23 protein-coding genes are annotated in these 24,513 nt (G+C 41.7%); 10 read left to right on the top strand and 13 right to left on the bottom strand.

The window, feature by feature from the left end; translation table 11 throughout:
- Nucleotides 1-52: 52 nt before the first annotated feature.
- On the top strand, nt 53-1,267 hold the full coding sequence (locus AB4298_RS14240; protein ID WP_371987220.1) for an SO2930 family diheme c-type cytochrome: 1,215 nt from the start codon (nt 53-55) through the stop codon (nt 1,265-1,267).
- 74 nt (nt 1,268-1,341) lie between these two features.
- On the opposite strand, the gene AB4298_RS14235 is transcribed toward AB4298_RS14240, so the two are convergent.
- Complete coding sequence (locus AB4298_RS14235) at nt 1,342-2,367, bottom strand: helix-turn-helix domain-containing protein (protein ID WP_371987219.1); 1,026 nt, start codon at nt 2,365-2,367, stop codon at nt 1,342-1,344.
- Between the two features lie 1,097 nt (nt 2,368-3,464).
- Between AB4298_RS14235 and AB4298_RS14230 the strand changes: the two genes are divergently transcribed.
- On the top strand, nt 3,465-4,082 hold the full coding sequence (locus AB4298_RS14230) for a hypothetical protein (protein WP_371987218.1): 618 nt from the start codon (nt 3,465-3,467) through the stop codon (nt 4,080-4,082).
- Between the two features lie 314 nt (nt 4,083-4,396).
- Here the strand turns inward: AB4298_RS14230 and sohB are convergent, their stop codons facing one another.
- The gene (gene sohB / locus AB4298_RS14225) at nt 4,397-5,425 is read right to left on the bottom strand and encodes a protease SohB (RefSeq protein WP_371987217.1); all 1,029 of its coding nucleotides are present in this window, start codon (nt 5,423-5,425) and stop codon (nt 4,397-4,399) included.
- 146 nt (nt 5,426-5,571) lie between these two features.
- A complete protein-coding gene (locus tag AB4298_RS14220) occupies nt 5,572-8,058 on the bottom strand; it encodes a VolA/Pla-1 family phospholipase (RefSeq protein ID WP_371987216.1) in 2,487 nt (828 codons plus the stop codon).
- 261 nt (nt 8,059-8,319) lie between these two features.
- On the opposite strand from AB4298_RS14220, the gene AB4298_RS14215 reads away from it, so the two are divergent.
- Nucleotides 8,320-9,057, top strand: a complete 738-nt coding sequence (locus AB4298_RS14215) for a YciK family oxidoreductase (protein ID WP_371987215.1) — start codon at nt 8,320-8,322, stop codon at nt 9,055-9,057.
- Between the two features lie 96 nt (nt 9,058-9,153).
- On the opposite strand, the gene rluB is transcribed toward AB4298_RS14215, so the two are convergent.
- The 5 genes from rluB to rnm form a co-directional block, all read right to left on the bottom strand.
- Nucleotides 9,154-10,026, bottom strand: coding sequence for a 23S rRNA pseudouridine(2605) synthase RluB (gene rluB / locus AB4298_RS14210; protein ID WP_220759543.1), 873 nt, complete (start codon nt 10,024-10,026; stop codon nt 9,154-9,156).
- Complete coding sequence (gene scpB / locus AB4298_RS14205) at nt 10,019-10,615, bottom strand: SMC-Scp complex subunit ScpB (RefSeq protein WP_249000162.1); 597 nt, start codon at nt 10,613-10,615, stop codon at nt 10,019-10,021. Before scpB ends, rluB begins: the two co-directional genes overlap by 8 nt.
- On the bottom strand, nt 10,616-11,404 hold the full coding sequence (locus AB4298_RS14200; RefSeq protein ID WP_371987214.1) for a segregation and condensation protein A: 789 nt from the start codon (nt 11,402-11,404) through the stop codon (nt 10,616-10,618).
- A 113-nt stretch (nt 11,405-11,517) separates the two neighbouring features.
- A complete protein-coding gene (locus tag AB4298_RS14195) occupies nt 11,518-12,138 on the bottom strand; it encodes an L-threonylcarbamoyladenylate synthase (RefSeq protein ID WP_249000164.1) in 621 nt (206 codons plus the stop codon).
- Nucleotides 12,135-13,007, bottom strand: coding sequence for an RNase RNM (gene rnm / locus AB4298_RS14190; RefSeq protein ID WP_249000165.1), 873 nt, complete (start codon nt 13,005-13,007; stop codon nt 12,135-12,137). Before rnm ends, AB4298_RS14195 begins: the two co-directional genes overlap by 4 nt.
- A gap of 402 nt (nt 13,008-13,409) precedes the next feature.
- Between rnm and AB4298_RS14185 the strand changes: the two genes are divergently transcribed.
- Nucleotides 13,410-14,813 (top strand): multiheme c-type cytochrome, encoded by a 1,404-nt coding sequence (locus AB4298_RS14185; protein ID WP_371987211.1) that lies wholly within the window; start codon nt 13,410-13,412, stop codon nt 14,811-14,813.
- Nucleotides 14,814-14,918: 105 nt separating this feature from the next.
- Here AB4298_RS14185 and AB4298_RS14180 read toward each other — a convergent pair whose 3' ends face one another.
- Nucleotides 14,919-15,284: a cupin domain-containing protein gene (locus AB4298_RS14180; protein ID WP_249000167.1), complete on the bottom strand. Its 366-nt coding sequence runs from the start codon at nt 15,282-15,284 to the stop codon at nt 14,919-14,921.
- Between the two features lie 396 nt (nt 15,285-15,680).
- On the opposite strand from AB4298_RS14180, the gene AB4298_RS14175 reads away from it, so the two are divergent.
- From AB4298_RS14175 to xthA, 3 genes are read left to right on the top strand one after another with little or no spacing between them, the layout of a single operon-like run.
- On the top strand, nt 15,681-16,226 hold the full coding sequence (locus AB4298_RS14175; protein WP_371987210.1) for a septation protein A: 546 nt from the start codon (nt 15,681-15,683) through the stop codon (nt 16,224-16,226).
- Entirely contained in the window at nt 16,226-16,525 is a 300-nt protein-coding gene (locus AB4298_RS14170; protein ID WP_371987209.1) for a YciI family protein, read from the top strand. The genes AB4298_RS14175 and AB4298_RS14170 overlap by 1 nt, the downstream gene beginning before the upstream one ends.
- A 16-nt stretch (nt 16,526-16,541) precedes the next feature.
- Nucleotides 16,542-17,348, top strand: coding sequence for an exodeoxyribonuclease III (gene xthA, locus AB4298_RS14165; protein ID WP_371987208.1), 807 nt, complete (start codon nt 16,542-16,544; stop codon nt 17,346-17,348).
- Nucleotides 17,349-17,412: 64 nt separating this feature from the next.
- Here the strand turns inward: xthA and AB4298_RS14160 are convergent, their stop codons facing one another.
- Together AB4298_RS14160 and AB4298_RS14155 are read right to left on the bottom strand one after the other, a co-directional pair.
- A complete protein-coding gene (locus tag AB4298_RS14160; protein ID WP_371987207.1) occupies nt 17,413-17,904 on the bottom strand; it encodes a DUF1097 domain-containing protein in 492 nt (163 codons plus the stop codon).
- A gap of 310 nt (nt 17,905-18,214) precedes the next feature.
- Nucleotides 18,215-18,859, bottom strand: coding sequence for an MBL fold metallo-hydrolase (locus tag AB4298_RS14155; RefSeq protein ID WP_249000172.1), 645 nt, complete (start codon nt 18,857-18,859; stop codon nt 18,215-18,217).
- A gap of 304 nt (nt 18,860-19,163) precedes the next feature.
- Between AB4298_RS14155 and AB4298_RS14150 the strand changes: the two genes are divergently transcribed.
- Nucleotides 19,164-20,465 (top strand): alpha/beta fold hydrolase, encoded by a 1,302-nt coding sequence (locus AB4298_RS14150; RefSeq protein ID WP_249000173.1) that lies wholly within the window; start codon nt 19,164-19,166, stop codon nt 20,463-20,465.
- Nucleotides 20,466-20,702: 237 nt separating this feature from the next.
- Entirely contained in the window at nt 20,703-20,897 is a 195-nt protein-coding gene (locus tag AB4298_RS14145) for a DUF4250 domain-containing protein (protein WP_249000174.1), read from the top strand.
- 14 nt (nt 20,898-20,911) lie between these two features.
- On the opposite strand, the gene AB4298_RS14140 is transcribed toward AB4298_RS14145, so the two are convergent.
- Nucleotides 20,912-21,961 (bottom strand): UDP-glucose--hexose-1-phosphate uridylyltransferase, encoded by a 1,050-nt coding sequence (locus AB4298_RS14140; RefSeq protein WP_371987206.1) that lies wholly within the window; start codon nt 21,959-21,961, stop codon nt 20,912-20,914.
- A gap of 323 nt (nt 21,962-22,284) precedes the next feature.
- Here AB4298_RS14140 and AB4298_RS14135 point away from each other — a divergent pair, with 323 nt between their 5' ends.
- The gene (locus tag AB4298_RS14135; RefSeq protein WP_371987205.1) at nt 22,285-23,187 is read left to right on the top strand and encodes a LysR family transcriptional regulator; all 903 of its coding nucleotides are present in this window, start codon (nt 22,285-22,287) and stop codon (nt 23,185-23,187) included.
- Nucleotides 23,188-23,376: 189 nt separating this feature from the next.
- Here AB4298_RS14135 and AB4298_RS14130 read toward each other — a convergent pair whose 3' ends face one another.
- Nucleotides 23,377-24,255 carry a helix-turn-helix domain-containing protein gene (locus AB4298_RS14130; RefSeq protein ID WP_371987204.1) on the bottom strand — a complete coding sequence of 293 codons (879 nt, stop codon included), beginning with the start codon at nt 24,253-24,255 and terminating at the stop codon, nt 23,377-23,379.
- Nucleotides 24,256-24,513: the final 258 nt, after the last annotated feature.

Here is a 24,513-nt window from a genome sequence, read left to right as displayed (position 1 = left end):
GGCACATGCCGGCCTTTTTTAACCCTAAAACACCAAAAATAGGGAAAAACCCATGCGCACAGTTTTGTTCATTATTGCAATTTATCTATTAGTCGGCTGCGGTGGCTCCGATGAGCAAGCACAAACAACACCTGATAACCAAGCGCCGGCGGTTACCCCAAATCCTACTCCGGATCCCCCCTCGCCAGATCCATCCTCAAGTTGTGAGGCCACCACCACTGAAGTTAATTGGGATGCACTGATGAATGAAGATTGTCAGTCTTTAGCGCAATATGGACTGTTTATCGACCCTTCTATTCCCACCAGCTCGCCAACATCCCCGGGGTTAAGCTACCAACTCTCAACAGCGTTATTTTCAAACTATGCCAGTAAACACCGCTTTATATTTATCCCCACAAACCAAACCATCGCCTTTGATGCCACAGATACATTCAACATGCCTGTGGGCACAGATACATTCAACATGCCTGTGGGCACAGTATTGGTAAAAACCTTCTCCCTGCCCTTTGATACTCAAGTGAGCGGCGCGAATAATGAAGTATTAATTGAAACTCGCCTGCTCATTCATCGAGACACCGGCTGGACGACATTGCCCTATATCTGGCAAGACGGAGAAGCAAGTCTGCAAGTCGCTGGCAAAGATATCCCCCATACACTTAACCATAAAGGCCAAAGCCAACCGTTTGATTATCATGTTCCTAGCCGCGCTGAATGTAAGTTATGCCACCAAACCAGTGGCGATAGCAGTCAAATTGAGCCCATCGGCTTAAAGGCACATTTGCTCAATAGAGACGTTAGCCATCAAGGTAGTCAAATCAACCAGTTGCAACTATGGCAACAGCAAGGATTGCTGCAAGGTTTGCCACAGCTTAATCAAGTCGGTAAAACCTACGATATTTTTGATGACTCGGCGCCGCTTACCGCCAGAGCAAAAGGCTATTTAGATGTGAACTGCGCCCATTGCCATAACCCCCAAGGTTTTGCCAGTATCTCAGGCTTAAGGCTTGGATTTTATGTCGACCACACCAGCTTTGAATACGGGATTTGTAAACAGCCTCCCGGCTGGGATGGCGGCGAACGCGGCTTATCTTACGATATTATTCCTGGCGACGGTGATCATTCGATTTTGGTGTACAGACAAGAATTGAACAACGCCAAAGACAGAATGCCGCCCATTGGTCGCAGTATTGCCCATAGCGATGCAGTCGCGCTGATAGAAAAGTGGATTGACCAAATGGAGCCGGCATTAGGTAATTGTCAGCAGTAATAGATTGTATTCAAGAAACCGTAACCAAATAGCGCAGGTCATTGATGAGGCATACTTGATGCTTATCGTAAACTTTATGCCCAGTATTTATGGCAATGACTTTCAGAAATTAAAGGACGATTTAATCGATGAAAATGACCTGGCGGGTGACCAATCCAATGTTTAAAGCTCTGCCGGAAATGGCTAACCTCACCAAAGCCCATCAGATCAGAAATCGCCTCGATTGAATAATCGCTGGTTAAAATCAAATCAATCGCCATTTGACAGCGAACTTGGTCAACCAACTTTTGATAACTGGTATTCGCATTGGCGAGTTTTCGCCTCAGAGTTCTAGCGCTAATATTTTGCTTTTCAGCCATCGCTTCCATACTTGGTAACTCAGGAGCTTGTAGCCTAAGCTGGTTAAGCACTTCTGAAATATAAGACTGTTCGCTATCAAGCCTGCCAGTATCTATCTGCTGTTCAAATTGATAAGTTATGGGTAAAGCAAGATAGTCATGGCTAATTGACCATTCAAAAAATCCACAAGTAAACTGCACTTCAGTGCCTGTTTTCATCGCTAAAAACTCAGCGTTTCTAACTGGCTCCGCAAGAGAAATATGGTTTAATTGAATCGCTTTACCTGTTAGCTCGTTGGCGAAAGCTAATAAAGAACAAATACTGTGTTGAAACTGACAACTGTAGCGTTCTGTATCGACTTTATTAGTATTTAGCCAACGTACATGTAAATTGCCATCATCATTTCTGAGTAACGTGTCGGAGAAACTACCAACAAGTTCTGGATGAGAAATAGCAAACTGTAAACAGTCGCCTAATGTGGCAAACGTCGCCAAATAAGGCTGCAACACATCAAGTTCAACTACCCGATAACAGCTAGCTGCCTTTGCAGCCACTTCTGGGTCTTGGCTCAAATGGCGGATAAAACTCATGGCATAATCGACCTGCCACACATAAACAAATTCACTGAGCTGCAGTTCAGTTTCTCCAATACCAATATCGCTATAGAGCTTCTCAACCTGCTCAGTCGCATAATTTCGCGCTAAATAGTTAACTAAATTTTTTAGCTCATAGGAAGGATACGATTGGTCCCCTACTCTCATATTTGGCTTATAGCTACAGGCTTGTTGCATTGCACTCAATAACTGATGAACGGTAATAATATTTTTAGCGGATCTAAATAAGAATTAATAGCCTTTTATTAATTTAAGCTTAAAAATTATTGTTACCTTGGAATGAAGGTTGGTTGCATTTTTTGATCGGTGTTACGGGGAAGCGAGTCTAAACTTGCCAAGTTAATGGTATTAATCGCCTACAGCGGGTGATGTGCAGATACTGCAGCCAGACGCAGCACTCGATAATTGGCGCACTCTAGGCGCAGAATTGTTTTATTTCTTAGTTAAAAATATCCCAAAGTGAGTTAGCCTGCGAATGAAGGCTGATTTACCTTTTGTTTTACTCGGTGTTAAATGGTTGTGAGTATTAAATCGATGCTCTTGAGTTATCAATCGCCTGCAGCGAATGATGGACAGGACGTTCGAATGTCGTGATCACATGGTCAATGATGTTCCCTACATCATAATGACATTTACCATATCCCTATGGACCAGATGTGAATGAACGACCTTATGTGCAGACGCTGCCGTGACACGCTGCATTTCTTTGTGAAAGACAGGGTCCCAGGTAGCTCGGCCATGACGAATAGCATACTTGCTAAAAAGCCAGTTCGGCATCCTGCCTCTCGTTCGAAAGCTTGATAACTGAGTTATCTCTCACCAGATCATGGACGGTCACGTCCGTATCTACAAGGGGTAATTTGTGTACTCATTTGCTAAGATGGTTGGTTTCTAAATTAGAAATGCCTCAAAATTAGCTAGCGAGAGAAATTTTCGCACCGGAGAACTGCAATAGCACCTTATATTTCCTAAAGTCTTGGGCACTCAGATCTGACTTTAAAGTACTAGATAGATAAACAGTTATAATTGTACGTTGATGACTTGTGAGTAAAGTGAGCAAAAATCGAGTAATTTATGCTCGATAAACTTCTGGTTTTTTGATAATTTATTCAATTAACCATTATTGGTAAAAGATTGTAGAGATCTCTACATCAAGTTGCTGCTAAGTTGGATTTTAGCCGGAAGATTATTGAGCAGCTAGATAATATGCTGTTATACGTTTCTAGGCTATGGAGTAATCTTAAATGGATTTTGATAAAAACAAATACAAAATATGGAAGTTACCTCATCCAATGTTATTACACTGGATATTAAATCCGGGGTTAGCTTTTAACGAACTAATCCTTGGTCAACGCATACCAAAAATAACATTGATAGACAAAACTAGCGATGCTCCGCTAATGGAAAGGCAATATGTTCCTTGCCCTCATTGCAACACAATTCATAACGGTTCATTGTGGGCTAAACAAAGAGGGTTTAAAAATTGGTTTGGTTTATTCTGCCCTAATTGTGAAAACATTATTCCGTGTATTTGGAACCTGACTAGCCTTGTTTTATTAGCTGTTACTTTTCCTCTTTGGGGTTGGTTTCGTCGTCCTTTAAAGTCAAAGTGGCGTAATTTTAAAAAGAATCAATTCCTTAAAAATAAAGATTTAGAACCAATAACAGCTAAAAATACTTCTTGGTTAAAAATGGGGCTTATTTATGGTACATTAATGTTTTGTTTTATGTCATTACCTAAAATCATCAGTGGTGATGTAACGTCAAAATATATAGTTACTCAAATTCTAATTTTCCTAGTTGCAGGATTGTCTTTTGGTGGCGCAATGAAGTTGTTTATAGGTCGTAGAAAAATCGTATAACAAGCTAATAAATAAGGACTAAAAACAGTTTACTGTTTCGTTCCTCAACATTTTAGCAAACTATTTTAGCCCATTATTAAGTCGTTACCGTATATCGACTTTTCATACTTCCCCTAATGAGAGTCATCACTTTAAGAGCTTTGAATCTAAATGATTCCTGTCCAATAATCAGTTATGGAGCAGGTCGAGTAAACGAGTTAATTTAGCAACGCTAAATAACACTCATAAAAAAACCTGCACTAGGCAGGTCTTTTTATTGTAAAACTAACTTGCTGAAACCTGTTCTTTAAAACCAGCTCTCTAAAAAAGCTTTATTATTTAAGCGGCTGGTTTTTCTCTGCGAATTTATTGAAAATCGCATTGAAAGACAAAGATGCGCCATGGGCAATTTTGTCTGATAGCTTTTTCTTAAGCTGGTAGCTCACTTTAATAACTGTGCGCTCATTGGCAAGTTTCATGATGACATCATCACTTGTTGAGATCTCATCGACTAAACCTAATTCAATCGCCTGTTGACCATACCAATGCTCGCCTGTTGCCACTTTTTCAAGATCTAACTCTGGACGGTATTTAGCAATGAACTCCTTAAAGAGTACATGGGTCTCTTCAAGCTCTTTTTGGAACTTTTCACGACCTTCATCAGTATTTTCACCAAAGATGGTTAAGGTACGCTTAAAGTCGCCTGCAGTATGCTGCTCGTAATCAATATCGTGCTTTTTCAGTAAACGATTAAAGTTAGGCACTTGAGCAACAACGCCAATTGAACCAACGATTGCAAATGGCGCAGAGTAAATCTTGTTGGCTACACAAGCCATCATGTAACCGCCACTGGCAGCCACTTTATCAACGCAAATGCTAAGTGGGATCTCAGCTTGTCTTAAACGGTCAAGCTGGCTAGATGCCAAGCCATAGCCATGAACCATGCCGCCGCCGCTTTCAACATTAACGATAACTTCATCGCCCTTTTCTGCAATAGCTAAAATCGCACTGATTTCTTCGCGTAGTGACGCCACTTCACCTGCGTCAATACTACCTTTAAAATCAACAACAAAAACTTTAGGCTCCGCTTCTTCAACCTTATCCTTTTGTTCTTTTTCTTTGGCTTTCTCATCAGCTTTCAATTGCTTTTCATAAGCCTTAAATGCTTTCTTAGATAACAGCTCTTCTTTCAAATCATGCTTAAGTGATTTTAAGTTATCGCTTAGATTTGTCAGTTTAAGCTCGCCTTTATCGGTCTTGTGCTTAATGGTTGAGGCAAGCACTACAATCACTACGGCCAAAATAGCCACGACGATAGTGACAGCCTTTGCCAAAAATAAACCGTACTCGTACAGAAATTCCAAAATATTCTCCAGCTTAACCAAATCTATCTCTTCAATTGCGAGCTATTCTACCAGCCTATTTAGTAATAAAACATGCCAATAAAAAACCCAGCTTTCGCTGGGTCTTTTTTTGCACAAAATTGGCTATATCAATTAACTCAACTTGCCTATGGGCAGCTTTGTAACACGCTGCTGTCTTGCACTAAGATAGTGGCTGAGCCTTTACCCGCTGTTAGGGCAAATGCGGCGACTTCTTGCTGCATTTCAACTGTCGCTTGTGCTGCCATACCATCAGTTACACCTTCAATCTCATCAGGACTAACAATTGAGCTATGGTGACCTTTGCTAAAGCGTACTGCACCAGAACCTGCTTCAGTACTGTCGATACACTTAAGACCAAGGTTAGTAATCAAAGGCTCTGTGCCTGACAGTGGGAAACCTTCAACCGTATTTGGTAATACCTGATCTGGTTTATTAGTTGCATCACCAACGACTTCGATTAAATGAACCGGTAATTGCGTATTAGCAAGTGATACTGCGTGGTTAATTGGATCCGCGCTATCAAATGCTGTTTGTACTGCAAATGCGAAAGTCGGGATAAATTCAGCGTAAACTGCTGCAACAATTGCGTTGTATTCATCACTCCCTGGCTCTGCATCATTCACATTAGCTTCGTCAACCAACGCCTGGAACGACTCAGTTGCCACTATCGTGTCAAACAATACAGGGCCAAAAGTTGGTGAACCAGCAAATGCCCCCGCTAGGCCACCAGCTGGTGCTACTAGAGAAGCTGCATTTACAACATAAGCATTCGGTAGCTCTGTTCCACTTGCTGGGTCGCGAAGACCGGTAGATGCATAGTTAGAGAATGTTGTACCAACAATACCACCTAAACTTAACCCTTGAGCACTGATTTTACTGATATCAAAAATCTGCGGCTGCTGAGCTTGTGCAAGACCTAGGTATAAACCTGTTAAGGCCGCACGCAACGCTAAATGGTCAACCGTTGCTTGGCGGAAGTTGTCACGCACCGTCAAGGTGCTAGCAATATTAACAAAGGCTAGTGGATTACCATTTTTAAAGGCATCTGGTGTACCGACAACAGCACCATAGCTAGGATCGGTTGCTGACACTTCATAAATACCATCACCGTTGGCGTCAAATGAGCGCGCACCATGCAGTGGCATATCAATTGATATAGTGGCAATACCCGATGCTGCGTAAGTACCAGCATAAGCAAGGGCCATCTCTTTACCACCACCTAGACCATGCATAGCAATGGTTGTTGGCCAGCCGTTAGTTGGTGCGGTAAATGGTAGACCTTGCTGCTGATAAAAACCGGCAAGTTTGACGGCATTAGGTAGAGTAATTTGTACGGCGACTTTCTCGTATCCCTTAATTGCAGGAATAGGATTAAACTTAGTTAGATGCTTAGTTGGATCAGCAGGTGTACCGTCGTCTAATAACCAAGTTTTTCCCGCAAGTAATGCAGGATTAGTTAGACCCGCAACAGGATCAACGCCTTGCGCCTCTGCTTGGGAGAAATAATTGGCTTGGCTTAGCGTTTGTGCTTCTAATGCTAATAACACTGAAACAGGGCTATCGCCTTGCGCTTTCCAGTGACCATTGATTAACGGATTTAAATTAGCATCTAAACAACTTGTCGATGAACAGTCGCCGTAAATAGGCACTTGAATTTCAGCAGCATAAACGTCTGCTAAATCTGAAACCACATAAGCCAAACCATCAGCAGGGGTTAAACCTGCAGCTTGAGCGACTGTGACACCCAATGGTGTTGGCATTGCCGTTAATTTAGGCGCATAAGGGTTGCCGTCTGTTGGGTCAACCATTAATAGTTTGGTGGTTTCATATACGTTAGCAACTGACTGAGTGGTAAACAGGCCTGAGTAAGTCACTTCTTCAGTGCTTGGACCACCTGCAGCAGCCATACCTTTTTCGTAGCTGTTTACTAACGTTTGTAAGAACAACTGATCAGGTGTTTCTAGTGGTTTAGTTTCAATATCAAGCTTTAATAACCCGTAAGTTGCAGATGGCGCGATAGGACGGCCAGCAGAATCTTGGATAAGTGTTGTGGTCGCATAAATATATGACTGACCGGCTTTTAAAGGCTTAAGCGGAATAATTGCCACTTTGTTACCAGAAGCTTGAGAGACGTAATCAACGCCGAATTGCAATTCATCACCCACTTTACAGGCAGATACTGAAGGTGCTCCGCTACATTCAGGATCCGATGAAAGCGCACCGCCTACGGTCGCTTCAAATACACGCACCGCACCCGGTTGCGCCACAGACGCCGCATCAATCGTTAATACTGCGCCATCGTTGTCGGTTGCTGGTGCAACGTCAATAGTAATAGGTGATGTCAGTGACCAACCATCTAATGCACCAAGCGCGATTTGCGGATCAACATAATCGCCAGACTCTTCACCAGGAATAGCTAACGTGCCATCGGTAGTACCGTTAAACAATAAATCGTTTGGTAGCGGCACAGCACCCGCTGCAGGATCAAAAACAAACACAGACTGAGGAACCAGAGGCTCAGTTTTGTCTACTAATTCGTTATAACTGTCTTCGCTACAAGCCGTGAGCCCCAATGCTGAGGTGATTGCTACGCCCAAAAAGAGTTTTTTCATCTTTTTTCCCCAAATCTTGTTGTAATAATTTTGTTTTCACTAAGAAATTGGTCACAATAGTCAACAATGTATACCAATAGGACTTATTGTTAGTCCTTAACTAAGTTCAAGTTAACGCAAAATTATTGAGTTAGCTACATTTTTGTCACATTCAACCACCAATTGAGCGGACAAAAATTAATCGTTTGTTTTAAACAGCTGTTTATCATATCAGCGATTCTAGAAGTGACGGGCGTTTGAGCTCTGAGGAAGTATTAACTCATGTTGGAATATCAAGCAGCAAAAGATTTACTCAAAGACAAGACCATTTTAGTGACCGGTGCTGGTGACGGCATAGGTAAAGCAGCAGCGATTGCTTATGCAAAACATGGCGCCACGGTGATCTTATTAGGCAAGACAGTAAAAAAACTAGAAGCAGTTTATGACCTAATTGAGCAAGCTGGTTACCCTACCCCTGCTATTGTGCCTCTCGATTTGAAAGGCGCAACCGAACAAAACTATAAAGATATGGCCGAGACTATTGAAGAACAGTTTGGCAAGCTAGATGGATTATTGCACAATGCGAGCCTTCTGGGAGTATTAGGTCCGTTTGAGCACATTACCATGAGTACAGTGAATGAAGTTATGCAGGTCAATGTTATTGCTGAAATCATGCTAACTAAGGCTATGTTGCCAATCATGCGCAAATCTCAATCAGCATCTTTACTATTTACCTCTAGCAGCGTTGGTCGCCAAGGTCGTGCTTATTGGGGCGAATATGCTATTTCAAAGTTTGCTACCGAAGGCATGATGCAATCACTGGCTCACGAATACGAAGATACTGTTATTCGTGTTAATAGCATCAACCCAGGTGCAACACGAACCGGCATGCGCGCAAATGCCTACCCTGCTGAAAATCCTCAGACACTTAAGGCACCTGATGAAATCATGGCGACTTATCTGTATCTAATGGGTGATGACTCTAAAGAAGTCAATGGTCAGCAACTGAACGCTCAGTAATCGCAATTAGCTTAATATCGAGCAATTGGTACAAAAAAGGCCGCTAGTTAGCGGCCTTTTTAATGCTTATCGATTCGTTGATGAGCGGGTTAGCAATTAGCTACGCTGACGGGTAGGCTTTGGCTTACCTGTAGCAACTTTATGCTTATGTACAGCGCGCTTAATTTTAGCACTACGTACTTTGTTACGCGCAACACTGTGCTTATCAGTGCCAAGTAATGTACGTGTTTCTTCGTCCATACCAGCTGTCTTACGAAGATAGTTTACTTCTTCGATTGGCAACTCAATCCAACCACCACGTGGTAGCGCTTTAGGTAGCTCAATCATACCGTAACGAATACGGATAAGACGGCTTACCTGAACTTCTTGAGATTCCCATAGACGACGAACTTCACGGTTACGGCCTTCAGCTAAGCTAACGTGCCACCACTTATTCATGCCTTCGCCACCAGCAGCTTTAACTTTGTCAAAGTTTGCAGGGCCGTCTTCTAACGTTACGCCCATACGTAAACGTTGAATACACGCATCAGTCACTTCACCAAATGTACGCACAGCGTATTCGCGCTCCACTTCATTTGATGGGTGCATTAAGCGGTTTGCTAATTCACCGTCAGAGGTGAATAACAATAAACCTGAAGTATTAATATCCAAACGTCCTACTGCTACCCAACGTGAATCGCGAGTTTTTGGTAGGCGGTCAAATACCGTTGGGCGTCCTTCTGGGTCTTTACGACTACAAATTTCACCCTCTGGCTTGTGGTATGCAATAACACGACAAACCACATCCTCTTCAGAACGAATTGAAACTGTACGGCCATCGATACGGATTTTTGCATCTGATTCAACGCGATCACCTAGGCTTGCAATTTCGCCGTCAACACTAACTCGACCTGCAGCAATCCATGCCTCCATCTCACGACGGGAGCCATGGCCTGCACGGGCCAAGACTTTCTGCAATTTTTCACTCATTAGTAGACTCTTCTGTTTTTTCGGTCACACTCTTTTCAGATGAAAACAGTGCAGCCAATGATTCGGGATCAGACAAAGGCGGTAGATCCGCAATAGTGTCTAAGCCGAAATAAGCTAAAAAATCGGTGGTTGTCGCATAAAGCGCTGGTCTTCCCGGCACCTCTTTATGACCCACAACTTTAATCCAATTTCTATCGTTTAAACTTTTTATAATGTGGCTGCTAATTGCCACTCCTCGCACAAACTCAATATCACCACGGGTAACAGGCTGACGATAAGCAATTACCGCCAATGTTTCCAAGGTTGCACGCGAATACTTAGGGGCTTTTTCTTGCCATAACGGCTGTAAAAATGGACTCAATTCAGCCAATGTCTGAAACCGATAGCCCCCTGCCACCTTTACTAATTGTACACCTCGATTCTCATAATCGAGCTGTAACTCTTCAATACATGCTTTGATTTTTACCCGTGACACATTAAAGTTCGACAATACAGTCTCTTTTAACGCTTTAATTGTCATAGGCTTAGCCAATACAAATAGGCTTGCTTCAATTAACTGTTTAAGCTGATCTGGATTTATCTGAGACAATCAGTACGCCCTAACATGTATTGTTGAAAATGGCTCAGCCTGTACAAGCTCAACCAACAACTCTTTAACTAGTTCCATTAACGCCAAAAAGCTCACTACTACACCACTGCGGCCCTCTTCGAAATCAAACAAAGCTTCAAAGGGTAAATAAGTCTCAGAGTTGAGCTTAGCTAAAATCTGCGCCATACGTTCACGTGTTGACAATACTTCACGTACAACATGATGACTCTCAGTGGCTTCAATGCGCTTTAATACCGAAGAAAATGCTCTCGCTATCTCTGTTAAAGAAACTTCTGGAGGCAACAACTCCGGCTTGATATTAGCAGCAGGGATTGCCTTAGCTTGAAACACATCGCGTTCCATTCTAGGCAACTCATCCAACTTCTCTTGAGCATCTTTGATCACTTCGTACGCTTTAAGCTGACGAATTAACTGTGCTCGTGGATCTTCCTCATCTTCTTCCTCAACTTCAGGTCTTGGTAGCAGTAAACGAGATTTAATCTCGGCTAAGGTTGCCGCCATAACAAGGTAATCAGCTGCAAGCTCCACTTTGGCACCTTGCAAAAGATTCACGTATTCCAAGTACTGCTGAGTAATAGAAAAAATAGGTAAATCAACAACATCAAGTTTTTGTTTACGGATTAAATAAAGCAGTAGGTCTAACGGTCCTTCAAATGATTCAAGAAAAACCTCTAATGCCTCAGGCGGAATAAACAGGTCTTTCGGCATCACCTTATAAGGCTCACCCCGAACAACGGCTAAAGGCAATTTTTGCTGAACGCCCTCCATCCGTAATACCCTCTATTTTCGCAAACGCGCGATTATACCTGTAAAACAACTGTGATTAAAGCAATAGCCGCAGTCAATTGTGGTTAACCGCGGCGTGACTGTGAAATTAGAACTTAAAGGAATGGCGTAACATCGCCCGCGCCTTCACGGATGACTTCAATGTCACCGTCTGACAGGTCGACAACTGTGGTTGGTTTTTCACCCAAATAGCCACCATGCATAATCAAATCAACTTGATGCTCTAGGATATCGCGAATATGCTCAGGATCTGACTCCGTGAAATCTTTACCTGGTAAAATCAAGCTGGTAGACATAAGCGGCTCACCTAAAGCTTCAAGTAAAGCCAATGCAATCACGTTGTCTGGTACGCGGATACCGATAGTCTTTTTCTTTGGGTTTTGTAATCTTTTAGGCACTTCTTTAGACGCTTTAAAAATAAACGTATATGGCCCTGGTGTATTTTGCTTCAACAAGCGATAAGCTTGATTATCGACTTGAGCATAGCTGGCAAGCTCTGACTGATCGCGGCACATCAACGAAAAGTTATGGTCATTTTCAATCTGTCTAATGCGCGCAATCTTGGTCATTGCATCTTTGTCGCCTATTAAGCAACCTAACGCATAACCGGAATCAGTAGGGTAAACAATTACTCCACCACTTTTAATTACATTGACAGCTTGGCTAATTAAGCGTGCTTGTGGGTTTTCCTCATGCACATAAAAAAACTGGCTCATTGTACTACCTTCCATTTATCTGACTGCCAAACCCAATCCACTCCTTGGGGTTGGAACATATTTTTACCGATCTCAATCCAGCTACCTGGAAAATGAAAATCACTGCCTAACGAGCATGTCAGGGCATTATTGATACTAAGCGAAATAAGATTATTGCGATCATCGATAGTCTGCTGTCCGAGTACAACCTCCATCGCATCGCCGCCTGCTAATTTAAATTCTCGAACTAAACGCTTAAGCCATTTAGCCGATAACTTATATCCACTTGGATGTGCTAAAACTGCCACGCCGCCAGCGTTATGAATAACCTCAACCGCACCGGCCATATCACCCCAATTATTGGGAACATAACCCGTTTTCCCACGTGCTAGATACTTCTTAAATACGTTAGCGGTTGTTGTAGCGTAACCTTTTTCAGCAAGCCAACGAGCATAATGTCCTCGGCTAATAGCCGCATCCCCCGCATAAGCTTTAGCACCTTCATAAGCGCCTTCAATTCCAGCTTTAGCTAAACGCTCACCAATCTCATGCGCTCGGGTTGATCGTAACTCACGTTGCTTATGTAAAAATGCGGCCAACTCGACATTATCGATATCCACATTTAGTGCCACAATGTGGATGTCGAAATTGTTCCAACGAGTAGAGATCTCAACGCCGTTGATTAGCTCTAATGGTGTGTCATGCTGTTGATTAAACTCATGAGCTTCTTTCAAGCCGTCTATTGTGTCGTGATCGGTAATAGCAAACATTTCAACACCTTTGCTAATGGCCCGTTCGACTAATTCTGATGGGGACAATTGACCGTCGGATGCGGTCGTATGGCTGTGTAAGTCAACCAATTTTACGTCTATATTATTTTCATCTTTCATGGCTATATGATACTTGAGTTTAGCCTTTAAAGGTGATTTTAATCCTGTTTTAAGTAATTTAATCCGCTAAAACAATGTCAAACTCCCGCAATGGCTAATACAAATCTATGTAAACAACTCAATTCGTAGAATTACTAATTAACTAATAAATTTAATTAACTCATTAATAAACATGCCTTTTACATGTGAGTTTCCATTATTGCTACTTTCATTCAATTTCTTGAAGCAGTGCAAAATATTCAATTAAATTCAATAGCTTTCTGTGCATCAGATAGCAGTACGTCATCGATGAATTATTTACTATTCGCACGCCTGAAAGACACGATATCAAGCCCCTGCTAATCTGAAGATTTACGGGGTACGCTCATGCAATTTCGTTAGTTATTGGATAAATACAACAAGATGAAAAAAACATATCTAGCATTAGTGCTGCTAAGCGCTATGCCATTGCTAGCTCATGCCGAAAAAGAAATGGCATTCGCTCCTTCTTACTTAAGTGTCGAAGGCGATAAAAAGCCTGAGTTAAAGCAGTGGCGCGACTCAAATAGCTGTAAGGGCTGTCATCCACGTCAGTGGAACGGCTGGCAAGGTTCTATGCACTCTATCGCTTTTATCGACCCAGTGTTTCAAGCTGAGTGGGCAATGGGTGAGAAAGAAACTAATGGCGCAGCCAAAAACCTTTGTGGTGGCTGTCACACAGTACTAGGTACCGTAACCCAAACTGTTGAATTTAAATCAGAGTCTGGCAAGTTTGGCGGCTTCACAACTCAAGCGATTGCTAACCAAGGCGTATCTTGTGAAGTCTGCCATAGTGTTGTCGATACTAACGCGTCACACACTGCAATGGGTGAGCATGGGAATGCTTCACTTGAAATCGCAAACGATAAAGTTAAGCGCGGCCCATTTGATGATGCAAAACCTCGCGGTCATAAGGCTGAGTATTCAGAATTACATACCAAGTCTGAGTTCTGCGCTAACTGCCATAACGTATTTAACCCAGTTCACGATAATTTTGCTCTAGAGCATACTTATGATGAATGGAAAAAGTCACCTTACGCAGCAGCTGATATCCAATGTCAAGATTGCCACATGGTACCTGTAGAAACAGCGATGCGCGTAGCTGACGAAATGTTGCCAGCTAAAAAGCTTGAAGAACATCGCCTAGGTGGTAAAGCGGCGCGCGGTGGCCCTGTTCGTAGCTTAGTGCACGACCATGGTTTTGTCGGTGGAAATGCGGTTATTGCTCCACTTTTAGGGGTTAAAAACGGCCAAGCTCACGCTGATGAAGCGGTTAAACGCCTAAAATCAGCTGCTGCACTTGATGCAAAAGTGACGGGTTCTGCAAACAATCCTGTACTTGAAGTCACCGTATTTAACCGCCGTGCGGGTCATGATTTACCAACAAGTTTGACTTTTATTCGTCAAATCTGGCTCGAAGTTATTGTACGTGACGTTAATGGAAAAGAGATTTTACGTTCAGGCTCATTAACGGCTGAGAACGCACTACCAGAGGGAACGGTTATTTTCCAAGACACCTCTGTTGATGTGCATGGAAAGCCTGAGCACAAGCCTTGGCGCGTAGCGAGCTTCTCAGTACAAAACACTATCCCAGCAAAAGGTTCAAAAACGGTTAAATATCCGTTTAAGTTACCTGCTGGCGTTACAGATTACAGCGTCGAAACCAAGCTACATTACCGCTCATTCGATCAAAGCGTTGCCGATCTATTGCTAGAAAAGAAAGTGATTGTGCCATCGGTAGAAATGGTTAGCTTAAGCCAGAATTATAAAGGCTTAACAGCATTATAATTCCTAAATCAATTTATTAGGCCCGTATTAACCGCTATAGCACTCTAATGAATTGAACGTTCTCACTAGCAGTCAGTCAATGACTGACTGCTATCATTCAACACATTAGATCCAAGCTTGGTCAGCGATATCCACGGTTAGCTCACTTGCAATGCTCCCCGTATGTGCCGTCGACTTTGGCTCTACCATTAAGAAATGAGTTTCCTCTGTGGCTTTAGGACAATGTGCTACCCCTTTTGGCACAATATACATTTCTCCAGGATTAAGCACCACTTCAGCGCCTTTCATCAGCAAAGTTAACTGCCCTTTAAATACCAAAAACAATTCATCTTCATTGTCGTGTTGATGCCAAACTAACTCGCCGCAGCCTTTTGCGATTTTGACCAGCTGCTCATTTGATTCAGCAATAATTTTTGGAGACCACAACTCTGAAAACAGGCTAAACTTCTCTTCAATATTAATTTTACTCACTCTTATCTCCCCCTTTAACTAAGCGATCTAAAACTCCACATTAATACTTTAACGCGACACAAAACCGCTTAAAAGTTGTACAGAAATTTACCTACAGGGATTGATGTCACGTAATAATGACAATGAAATAAGTAAGGGTAATAACTTAAGCTTGAACAAAAGGTCATTAAGTATTGCGCTATAGCCCCCTGCCATTTATTTACTAAAAGTCGACTCAAAAGAACCTAAATGTTTATGTAAAAATTGTTACTCAGAATAAACTTAATTTTTACAATTTTACAGCGTACCTAAAGGTAATGCGTAACCTAGCTTAAGCCGCAGGCTTGCGCTTTTTCCCCGTAAACTTGCATGCTACACTCTGTCTCACTTTCGACTTTCAAAACTGAATACAACGCTATGAAACAGTTGCTCGATTTTTTGCCTCTTGTCATTTTCTTTGTCGTCTATAAATTTTTTGATATTTATATCGCGAGTGGTGCCCTGATCGCGGCCACCGCTTTGCAACTTGTCATAAGCTACATGCTGTATAAAAAAATAGAAAAAATGCACCTGATCACTTTTGTCATGGTCACTGTATTTGGCACATTAACACTCGTTCTCCATGATGACTCTTTTATTAAATGGAAAGTCACCATTGTTTATGCGTTGTTTGCCATTGCGCTAGGGTTAAGCCAATTAATGCGCAAACCTATTTTAAAAAGTATGCTAGGCAAAGAACTCGTTGTAACCGATAAAATTTGGGCTCATGTAACTTGGTACTGGGTCGCCTTTTTTGTTGTTTGCGGCTTAGTCAATATCTACGTTGCCTTTAGCTTGTCACAAGAAACTTGGGTCAACTTTAAAGTTTTTGGTTTGACCGCTTTAACCCTTATCAATACAGTGTTAACCGTCCTCTACCTGTTTAAAAACATGTCTGAAGAAGATCGTAAGGAACTCAAATAATGTGGTACATGATTTCATCGCAAGATATCGAAAATAGCTTAGAAAAACGTTTGTCTGTTCGTGCTGACCATTTAGCTCGCCTGCAACAACTTGCAGATGAGGGGCGCTTACTCATTGCAGGTCCTCATCCAGCAACGGATAGCGAAAATCCGGGCGAAGCTGGGTTTACAGGATCATTAGTTGTCGCCGATTTTGCATCACTTGAAGATGCACAATGTTGGGCCGATGCCGATCCATATATCGCAGCAGGCGTATATGAAAGTTTAATTGTTAAGCCATACAAGCTAGTTTTACCGTAACAAAAGGATTCAACAAATGAAGATTGTTTCATTTAACATCAATGGACTGCGGGCTAGACTACATCAGCTACAGGCACTTATTGACACCCATCAGCCCGATGTTATTGGTCTACAAGAAACCAAAGTCCATGACGAAGCCTTTCCACTGACTGATGTTGAAGCTATGGGTTATCACGTACATTTCCATGGTGGCAAAGCTCACTATGGTGTCGCGATGCTGTCTAAAGCTGAACCAATTAAAATACAGAAAGGGTTTCCCACTGACGAAGAAGACGCACAGCGCCGTATGATCATGGGCACCTTTACCCAAGAAAATGGACGCACGCTTACCGTTCTTAATGGTTATTTCCCTCAGGGCGAAAATATTAGTCACGAGACTAAGTACCCAGCTAAGCGTAAGTTCTATAAAGATCTTATGCAGTACTTAAATGAACACCATAGTGCTGACGAAGATATCGCTATTATTGGTGACATCAATATCTCACCTGTTGATCTCGATATTGGTATTGGTGAGCCTAACGCCAAACGTTGGTTAAAAACGGGGAAATGTAGTTTTCAACCTGAAGAACGTGAATGGCTAAAAACCTTGATGGATTGGGGCTTAGTCGATACCTTCCGTGAACTTCACCCAACTCGCAGTGAACGTTACTCATGGTTTGACTACCGCAGCAAAGGTTTTGTTGATAACCGCGGCCTACGTATTGATGTTGTTTTAGCAACGAAATCGCTGGCTGAGCGTCTAGTTGAATCAGATGTAGATTACGATTTACGCGGTATTGAAAAACCATCAGATCATGCGCCTATTTGGAGCACATTTAGCTAACTAACTATAAAAATGCCAGCAATCATTGCTGGCATTTTTATATCAATTCAAATGAGTCTATTTATTATGACTCTTCAGCAGTAGGCTCTGCAGCCACAGCCTGAAACTTCTTGGTTAATGCTATTAACTGTCCCGTCAATAAACTCATGCTATAACCTAGCATGGCGCCAATCAGCAACGGAGGAATAATCGCCGCAACGTCGCCCCCCATAGCAAACGTAATACAGCAACCAATAAATGCCCCAGGAATAAAAGCCAGTTTTTGATAGCTAGCTTGCAAGCACATTGCTGATGTGGCAATACCGGTGAAGATATAGCCAAACAATGGTGAAACAAAGAAGCTACTGCCAAAAATAATCAACCATCCCCAAAATACGCCAGACATGTTAGTGCTCATTGCCATAAACATACCTTTAATACCTGAATGAGTCTGCGCAAAGAAAGTGCTACAGCTTAAGAAACCTATCCAAGTGACTAGGTGCAGTGCATCGGCAACACCAGCCCAAACGGCTGCAAGTAGTCCTGCTGAAATAGCTATCTGCCAACGATTTTCCATCACTCACCTCAATTACATTCACTCGCATAACAGCGAACTCGAAACAGGTGAGCTAAATTACCTTTTTTAGTTGTAAAAAAACACGATCTAAAGCCAATAATTACGCTTAAATGCCGATTAAACGCACAAAAAGACCATTTATGTAGTAAACATACCTATTTATGACTAGAGAAAAGCATACTTGAAGATAAATTAACGAAGATATAGCAGCTCGGTGAGGATAAAACATGAGATAAATTACAAAAAAGGCACTTCCCTTTGAAAAGTGCCCTTACCTAATTACTGCATATTTCTTCTAATAAGCAAAATACTAACTAAAGAGTTGATCAGCCACAAACGGGTTTTGCGCTCGCTCATCACCAAAAGTCGATAATGGGCCATGGCCAGGAATGAACTGAACGTCTTTGCCCAGAGGCCATAGTTTTTCAGTAATAGAATCGATCAGGTCTTGGTGATTAGACTGAGGGAAATCAGTGCGTCCAATTGACCCTCTAAACAATACATCGCCTACCCATGCCAACTTCATAAATTCAGAAAAGAACACAACGTGTCCAGGTGTATGCCCTGGGCAATGTAATACTTTTAACACTTGATTTCCTACAGTAACCTCATCTCCATCTTCAAGGTATTGTGTTGGCGTAAAGGCATCGCAATGCACAAATCCAAAGTGCTGACTTTGTTTGGGTAAACTATCGAGCCAATAGTCATCATCTTTGTGTGGGCCAATAATAGGAACATTTAATTGACTAGCTATGGTTGCAGCTCCACCCACATGGTCAATATGGCCATGAGTCAACAGTACTTTTTCAACAACGACATTATTTTTAGCCGCTTCTTCCAAAATACGCTCAATATTGCCACCAGGATCGACAACCGCCGCTTTCATGGTTTCAGTGCACCAAATTAAGCTACAGTTTTGCTGAAATGGGGTAACCGGTATTAACTGATACTTCATCGATAATCACCTAAGACTCTATGTTTAGCATGTATCAATAAAGATTACGTGAAGTTGAGCTATTCGACTATCTATTATTGGGAGAATTTGATCTTAGCTCTATATTATTTACGCGCATTTTAATTAAGCCTCTATCAAAAGTACGTTATTACTATGTTCAAGATTACAAACGCTGCATTCACCACAAAATTTGGTATACAATCCCAGTTATTCGTTTTGAGTGTATGCCATATAAAAGCTGAATCCCAGCTTGGCAAAGCTCAATAACAGCCCTATCAAAGTGCAATAATAAAAGGCCACTTCAATGCCCTCAGCATCCACTATACAGCTTGAGTTTTCAGGTATGATCGCTCAAAAACACCACTTTACCTTGCCTCTTGACTACAACAAGCCTGATGGTGAGCAGCTTTCTATATTCGCCCGAGAACTCACAAGCCCAGAAAACCAAGGAAAATCATTACCTTTCATTGTTTTCTTCCAAGGTGGTCCAGGTTTTGGTGCTGTACGCCCTGCAGCAAATGGCGGCTGGATTAAGCGCGCACTACAAGAGTATCGAGTTTTACTGCTTGATCAACGCGGAACAGGGCTATCTACTCCTGTTAATTTTGCAAGCCTAGCTCACCTATCAAGCGCAGAGCAAACCCAGTATTTAAGCCATTTTAGAGCTGACAATATTATTCGCGATGCAGAAGCTATTCGCCAGCAATTAACCAATAACCAAAAGTGGACAATTCTGGGACAAAGCTTTGGAGGATTTTGCGTATTAAAATACCTTAACGATGCACCCGAAGGATTAGCTGAGGCATACATTACAGGGGGGATCCCGTCACTCTCTCGTACAGCAGATGAAGTCTATCAAGCAACTTATCAACGCGTACTTACCAAGAACCAAAACTTTTTCAGTCGTTTTAGCGATGCACAACAACTCATCAAAGCACTGGCTGACCATATTGACAACAACCAAGTTTATTTAGCAACTGGTGAGCGTTTAACCGTTGAGATGCTGCAGCTTCTAGGTATTAATTTAGGTATGGAGCAAGGCCCTGAAAGCGTTTACTACCTCCTAGAGCAAGCGTTAATTAATACACCATCAGGCACTCAAGTTAATCCACTGTTTTTAGCCCATTTCTGCCAGCTACTAGATTTTAATACGAATCCGATTTTTGCCTTGCTGCATGAGTCTATCTATTGCCAACAAAATAGTTCAAATTGGGCAGCTCACCGTGTTAGACAAGCATATCCAGAGTTCAACTACAGTGATGACAAGCCTTTTCTATTTACTGGAGAAATGGTTTACCCTTGGTTCTTTGAGCAATTTGGTAACCTTAAGCCATTGCAGCAAGCCGCTGAAGATTTAGCACGAAAAAGTGATTGGCCAATACTCTATAATCTAGACACGCTTGCGAATAATCAAGTGCCTGTAACAGCGGCTATTTACAGCGAAGATATGTTTGTTGAGATGCAATATAGTCTCGAAACAGCTGCTAAAGTTGGTAATTTAAAATACTGGTTAACCTCTGAATATGAGCACAATGGTATTCGTATGGACGGTGAACATATTCTGGATAGATTAATTGCAATTAATCGTGGGGAAAAGCTGCGTTAATTAATAAACCCTTAAGCTTTATGGGACATTATGTAATCTGTTCCTCACCTGTATCACCTTCGCAAGCCTCCACCAAGGCTTGCTTTTTTTTGCCTTGAATTTACCGACCAATGACTAAGGCCATTAATAGCCTTAACCTCATTCAATGCAAAAATCAGCAGTTAGCACTAAAATAAAGATCCTTGCTATCAATAATCACTTTCAATCGACTTAATCGCAAGCATCAGGTGGCTTCTAATGAATATCGATAAACTTGAAACGCTCTCAGCAGAAATCTTAGTTGGAATAGCTAACGAGCACCTGCGTTTAGGCTGTAAAGATCAACAAGCACTGTTTTATGATTTAGATATCAATAGCAAGTTATTAGAGAAAAAACTAGCCGCTAGCGGATTTGAATATGATCCGGATTGTAACCAATACAAACCTCGCTAAAGTTTAAATATAAACTAGTTAGTTGAATAGTGAGTCCCACGGACTTCACGTAGCCGTTTTGCCGCTTGTTCAGGTGTTAGATCTCGTTGCGCTTCGGCTAGCAACTCATAACCTACCATAAACTTTTTCACACTAGCACTGCGTAATAGAGGTGGATAAAAGTGTCCATGTAATAACCACTCAGGATGCTGCCGTTTATCAAATGGCGCACCTTGCCATCCCATAGAGTAAGGAAAAGAGCATTCAAATAAATTGTCATAACAGCAAGTCAATTGCTTAATAATATCGGCAAGCGCTCTCTGCTTGTTATCATCTAACTGTGTTATCTGCTGAATATTAAATCGAGGTAATAGCAAGGTTTCAAATGGCCATGTAGCCCAATAAGGCACCACCACCAGCCATAACTCGTTACTTACCACAACTCGTTCCTGTAACGCATACTCTCTTGCAGCATAATCACAGAGCAAATTCCGGCCATATTGATTGAAATACTCACACAAGTTCTTCTGCTTCTTAACCACTAAACTTGGCAATTGTTGTTGAGCCCATACCTGTCCATGAGGATGTGGATTAGAGCACCCCATTACAGCCCCCTTGTTTTCAAATACTTGTACCCAGGCATACTGCTTGCTAAGTTCTGCTGTTTGCTGACGCCATGCTAAAATCACCTTCTCAATTTCACTTAACGACAAAAACGCTAAAGTCTTAGAATGATCCGGTGAAAAGCAGATCACTCTGCTTTCACCACGCTCGGTTTTAAATCGAAATAAAGGATCGTCACAACTTGCATTAACAATATCAGGCCTTAACGCGGAAAAGTCATTTTGAAATACAAAAGTTGATTGATAGTCGGGATTGATCTCACCATTAATACGCACATTACCTGCACATAAAAAACAGTTTGGATCATAAGAAACACTTGATATCTCGCTCGTTTCTACTTGTCCAAGCCATGGACGCTTACCTCTATGAGGAGCGAGAAGTACCCACTCGGAAGTCAGCGGGTTAAAACGCCGATGTGCATGTTCACTTGGATCAAACTTGAGCTCTGGCTCTTCTTGCATAGTAAGGTCACTAACAATTTTTAATAAAAGCTATGCTGAGCCAATTAACGGTGAAGGTCATTACTAAAAAGCCTCCTTTAACTCCCAGAAAATACTCTCAAGGTTGCTGTAAATAACCAATACCTGCGCTTTTGTAAGAATATCAACCCACAACATGGGGACGTAGTAGCCAAGATCCACGTATGGAGCACTTATCGAAACGGTCTATATCAACAGCATTAAACTTATCAATTTTTACAAATTTAATAATCTTAGGTTATCATTGGCTATCTACCACCATTTCAACAAACTTAGTTTTAAGTCAACAACATGAGGTTTTTTTCATGCTCAATCCTATTTGGCTGCATACTTTTAAAACCCTTATCGAGGTTGGTCACTTTACCCAAACCGCAGAAAAGTTGTATATGACACAACCCGGTGTAAGTCAGCAAATAAAGAAACTGGAGCAAGCTTGTGGTCATCCATTAATCAAACGCATTAACAAACAGTTTGAAATAACAGAGCAAGGCAGACAAGTTTATCAATATGCACGAGATCTAACTCAGCATGAACATAAACTGATGGAAAGTTTAAGTTTCGACGACCCTTTTTCTGGCCAATGTCGCCTTTCCTGCTCAGGTTCCTTAGCCCTATTGTATTACCCTAAATTACTTAAGCTTCAAGCAAAATATCCTGCGCTTTCAGTTCATTTAGAAGCTGCACCTAATTATAAAGTCCTTAAGGATATTGCTGAAACCAACATCGATATTGGTGTAGTCACCCACAAACCGAGTGCTAGCGAATTTTATATTGAACCGTTAGGTCTTGAGCCTTTATGCTTAATCATGCCAAAACGCTTTGAAGGCCAAACTATTAATTCACAAACCTTAATTAACTGCGGAGTGGTAAAACATCCTGATTCAGCACATTACCTATCACTCTATTTTGACCAATGTGGTGATAGAGAATTTGCCGAACTTAATATTGAAAAGCTGCCAACAGCTAGCTACGTAAACCAACTCAGCCAAATATTATTACCCGTTTCACAGGGTATTGGCTTTACCGTACTACCAAAAAGCACCTTCGACAGTTTTATCCATAAGGACTCATTAAGCTTGCATAACCCTAAGGTTCAAGTAACTGAACAGCTATATCTGGTCCATAAGCGTAATCGAGAATTACCTGCGCGTTACCAAACCATAGAGAAAATATTAAAAGAATCCGTCAGCCATCAAACTATTAGTTAACACAATACTTAGGCTAAAATGGACAAAGGCGAATCGTAAAATAAAACACTATTTAGCATTGCGCTGTTGCCTTTGTTTACAACGAACACTCGGCTCTGAAGCAGACTTGACGATAGTTTACAGGCATAACTTAAACACAAAGCCAAACCCGCCTTAATCCTCCCTAAAATATTTGCTAAAACAATCAGTTTAACCAATCACCTTACGCCGAAACTCGAGTGGTGACATGGCAAATTCACGCTGAAAAATATCATAAAAACGGCTTACCGAGCCAAAACCAGCTTCTAAAGCAATATGTAGTACAGGGCTTTGTGTATCAATAAGCAAGGCCTGCGCATGTTGCAAGCGCAGCTGGTTGATATATTGCTTTATAGATACCTTCATGACGCGATTGAATAGCTTCATCGCGTAGTTTTTGTGCAGGCCAGTAGAACTTGAGACATGTTCAATAGTAATTTTTTCGTCGTAATGGTCGGCTATATAACGCAGCATATTTTGAATATGACTTAAACCGCTAACAAGGGTTTTCTTATCCACTTTGTTTACCTGATTAGACAAATTAAAGTTGCAGTAATCTTCTAGCGCCATTCTGCGAATTCGGCTACGAATTTCATTAATCACCTGATCTGTTAATAGCGCTTCGCCACGACTGATATCAGCTTCCCAAATCTGGGTAAATTGTCTGTCACAAACATAGAGGCTATCCGATACAATCACTTCACCATGCAGCAATTGGCTCACAAATTGGCTTGGCAACATCCAAGAAAGGAAGGTCTGCAGCGGTACATAGATATTAACCAAGTCTCCATCCCCTCTTACTGCCGTCATCTGATGGGGGAATGACGCCCAAAAGAGAATCATACGTCCTTCTGGCACAGCAATTTCTTGACCATTAATCAAGTAATCTGCTGAGCAATCAAAAAGATAATTGATTTCTATATGTCCATGCCAATGGCTATGGGCCATCACTGCTGGTTTTTTACGCTGAAAACCAAATTGTGTGTCCTGCGCCTGAACCGTTAGCGGACTTGCTTGGTTAAAAGCAATTTTTTCAACCCAGTCAAACATTTAATAAATCCATCTACAAGGTAAAAGCTGCTTATAAAAGCAGCTAGGTTTAAAGCACTCTTTAACAGACTGATTTAAAGTAAAATATAGGAAAGCCAAACTCTCAGCAAGGCTCTTTAATAGCCAAATTCTGCCGTCAAAAGCACCTACAAATAGCGACAAACAGCTTATTGTATAAATTATCCCGTTAGACAAATCAACACAATTGAAAGTTATTAAATAAGAGCAATTGGTTAAATTGAGTTGAGTTGAGTTGAG

Origin of the sequence: Shewanella sp. 10N.261.52.F9 (assembly GCF_041471165.1) — a bacterium.
Taxonomy (GTDB): Bacteria; Pseudomonadota; Gammaproteobacteria; order Enterobacterales; family Shewanellaceae; genus Shewanella; species Shewanella marinintestina.
The sequence above is the reverse complement of the archived record's forward strand: the minus strand, read 5'-3'. Positions and strand labels throughout refer to the sequence as shown.

Excerpts from the sequence above, each read along its gene's own strand:
- AB4298_RS14230 (WP_371987218.1), top strand. The coding sequence starts at position 3,465 with ATGGATTTTGATAAAAACAAATACAAAATATGGAAGTTACCTCATCCA.
- xthA (WP_371987208.1), top strand. The coding sequence starts at position 16,542 with ATGAAGATTGTTTCATTTAACATCAATGGACTGCGGGCTAGACTACAT.
- AB4298_RS14195 (WP_249000164.1), bottom strand. The coding sequence starts at position 12,138 with ATGAGCCAGTTTTTTTATGTGCATGAGGAAAACCCACAAGCACGCTTA.
- AB4298_RS14160 (WP_371987207.1), bottom strand. The coding sequence starts at position 17,904 with ATGGAAAATCGTTGGCAGATAGCTATTTCAGCAGGACTACTTGCAGCC.
- rnm (WP_249000165.1), bottom strand. The coding sequence starts at position 13,007 with ATGAAAGATGAAAATAATATAGACGTAAAATTGGTTGACTTACACAGC.
- AB4298_RS14200 (WP_371987214.1), bottom strand. The coding sequence starts at position 11,404 with ATGGAGGGCGTTCAGCAAAAATTGCCTTTAGCCGTTGTTCGGGGTGAG.
- AB4298_RS14175 (WP_371987210.1), top strand. The coding sequence starts at position 15,681 with ATGAAACAGTTGCTCGATTTTTTGCCTCTTGTCATTTTCTTTGTCGTC.
- AB4298_RS14185 (WP_371987211.1), top strand. The coding sequence starts at position 13,410 with ATGAAAAAAACATATCTAGCATTAGTGCTGCTAAGCGCTATGCCATTG.
- AB4298_RS14135 (WP_371987205.1), top strand. The coding sequence starts at position 22,285 with ATGCTCAATCCTATTTGGCTGCATACTTTTAAAACCCTTATCGAGGTT.
- AB4298_RS14240 (WP_371987220.1), top strand. The coding sequence starts at position 53 with ATGCGCACAGTTTTGTTCATTATTGCAATTTATCTATTAGTCGGCTGC.
- rluB (WP_220759543.1), bottom strand. The coding sequence starts at position 10,026 with ATGAGTGAAAAATTGCAGAAAGTCTTGGCCCGTGCAGGCCATGGCTCC.
- AB4298_RS14235 (WP_371987219.1), bottom strand. The coding sequence starts at position 2,367 with ATGAGAGTAGGGGACCAATCGTATCCTTCCTATGAGCTAAAAAATTTA.
- AB4298_RS14130 (WP_371987204.1), bottom strand. The coding sequence starts at position 24,255 with ATGTTTGACTGGGTTGAAAAAATTGCTTTTAACCAAGCAAGTCCGCTA.
- AB4298_RS14170 (WP_371987209.1), top strand. The coding sequence starts at position 16,226 with ATGTGGTACATGATTTCATCGCAAGATATCGAAAATAGCTTAGAAAAA.
- AB4298_RS14155 (WP_249000172.1), bottom strand. The coding sequence starts at position 18,859 with ATGAAGTATCAGTTAATACCGGTTACCCCATTTCAGCAAAACTGTAGC.
- AB4298_RS14140 (WP_371987206.1), bottom strand. The coding sequence starts at position 21,961 with ATGCAAGAAGAGCCAGAGCTCAAGTTTGATCCAAGTGAACATGCACAT.
- AB4298_RS14220 (WP_371987216.1), bottom strand. The coding sequence starts at position 8,058 with ATGAAAAAACTCTTTTTGGGCGTAGCAATCACCTCAGCATTGGGGCTC.
- AB4298_RS14150 (WP_249000173.1), top strand. The coding sequence starts at position 19,164 with ATGCCCTCAGCATCCACTATACAGCTTGAGTTTTCAGGTATGATCGCT.
- AB4298_RS14215 (WP_371987215.1), top strand. The coding sequence starts at position 8,320 with ATGTTGGAATATCAAGCAGCAAAAGATTTACTCAAAGACAAGACCATT.
- AB4298_RS14145 (WP_249000174.1), top strand. The coding sequence starts at position 20,703 with ATGAATATCGATAAACTTGAAACGCTCTCAGCAGAAATCTTAGTTGGA.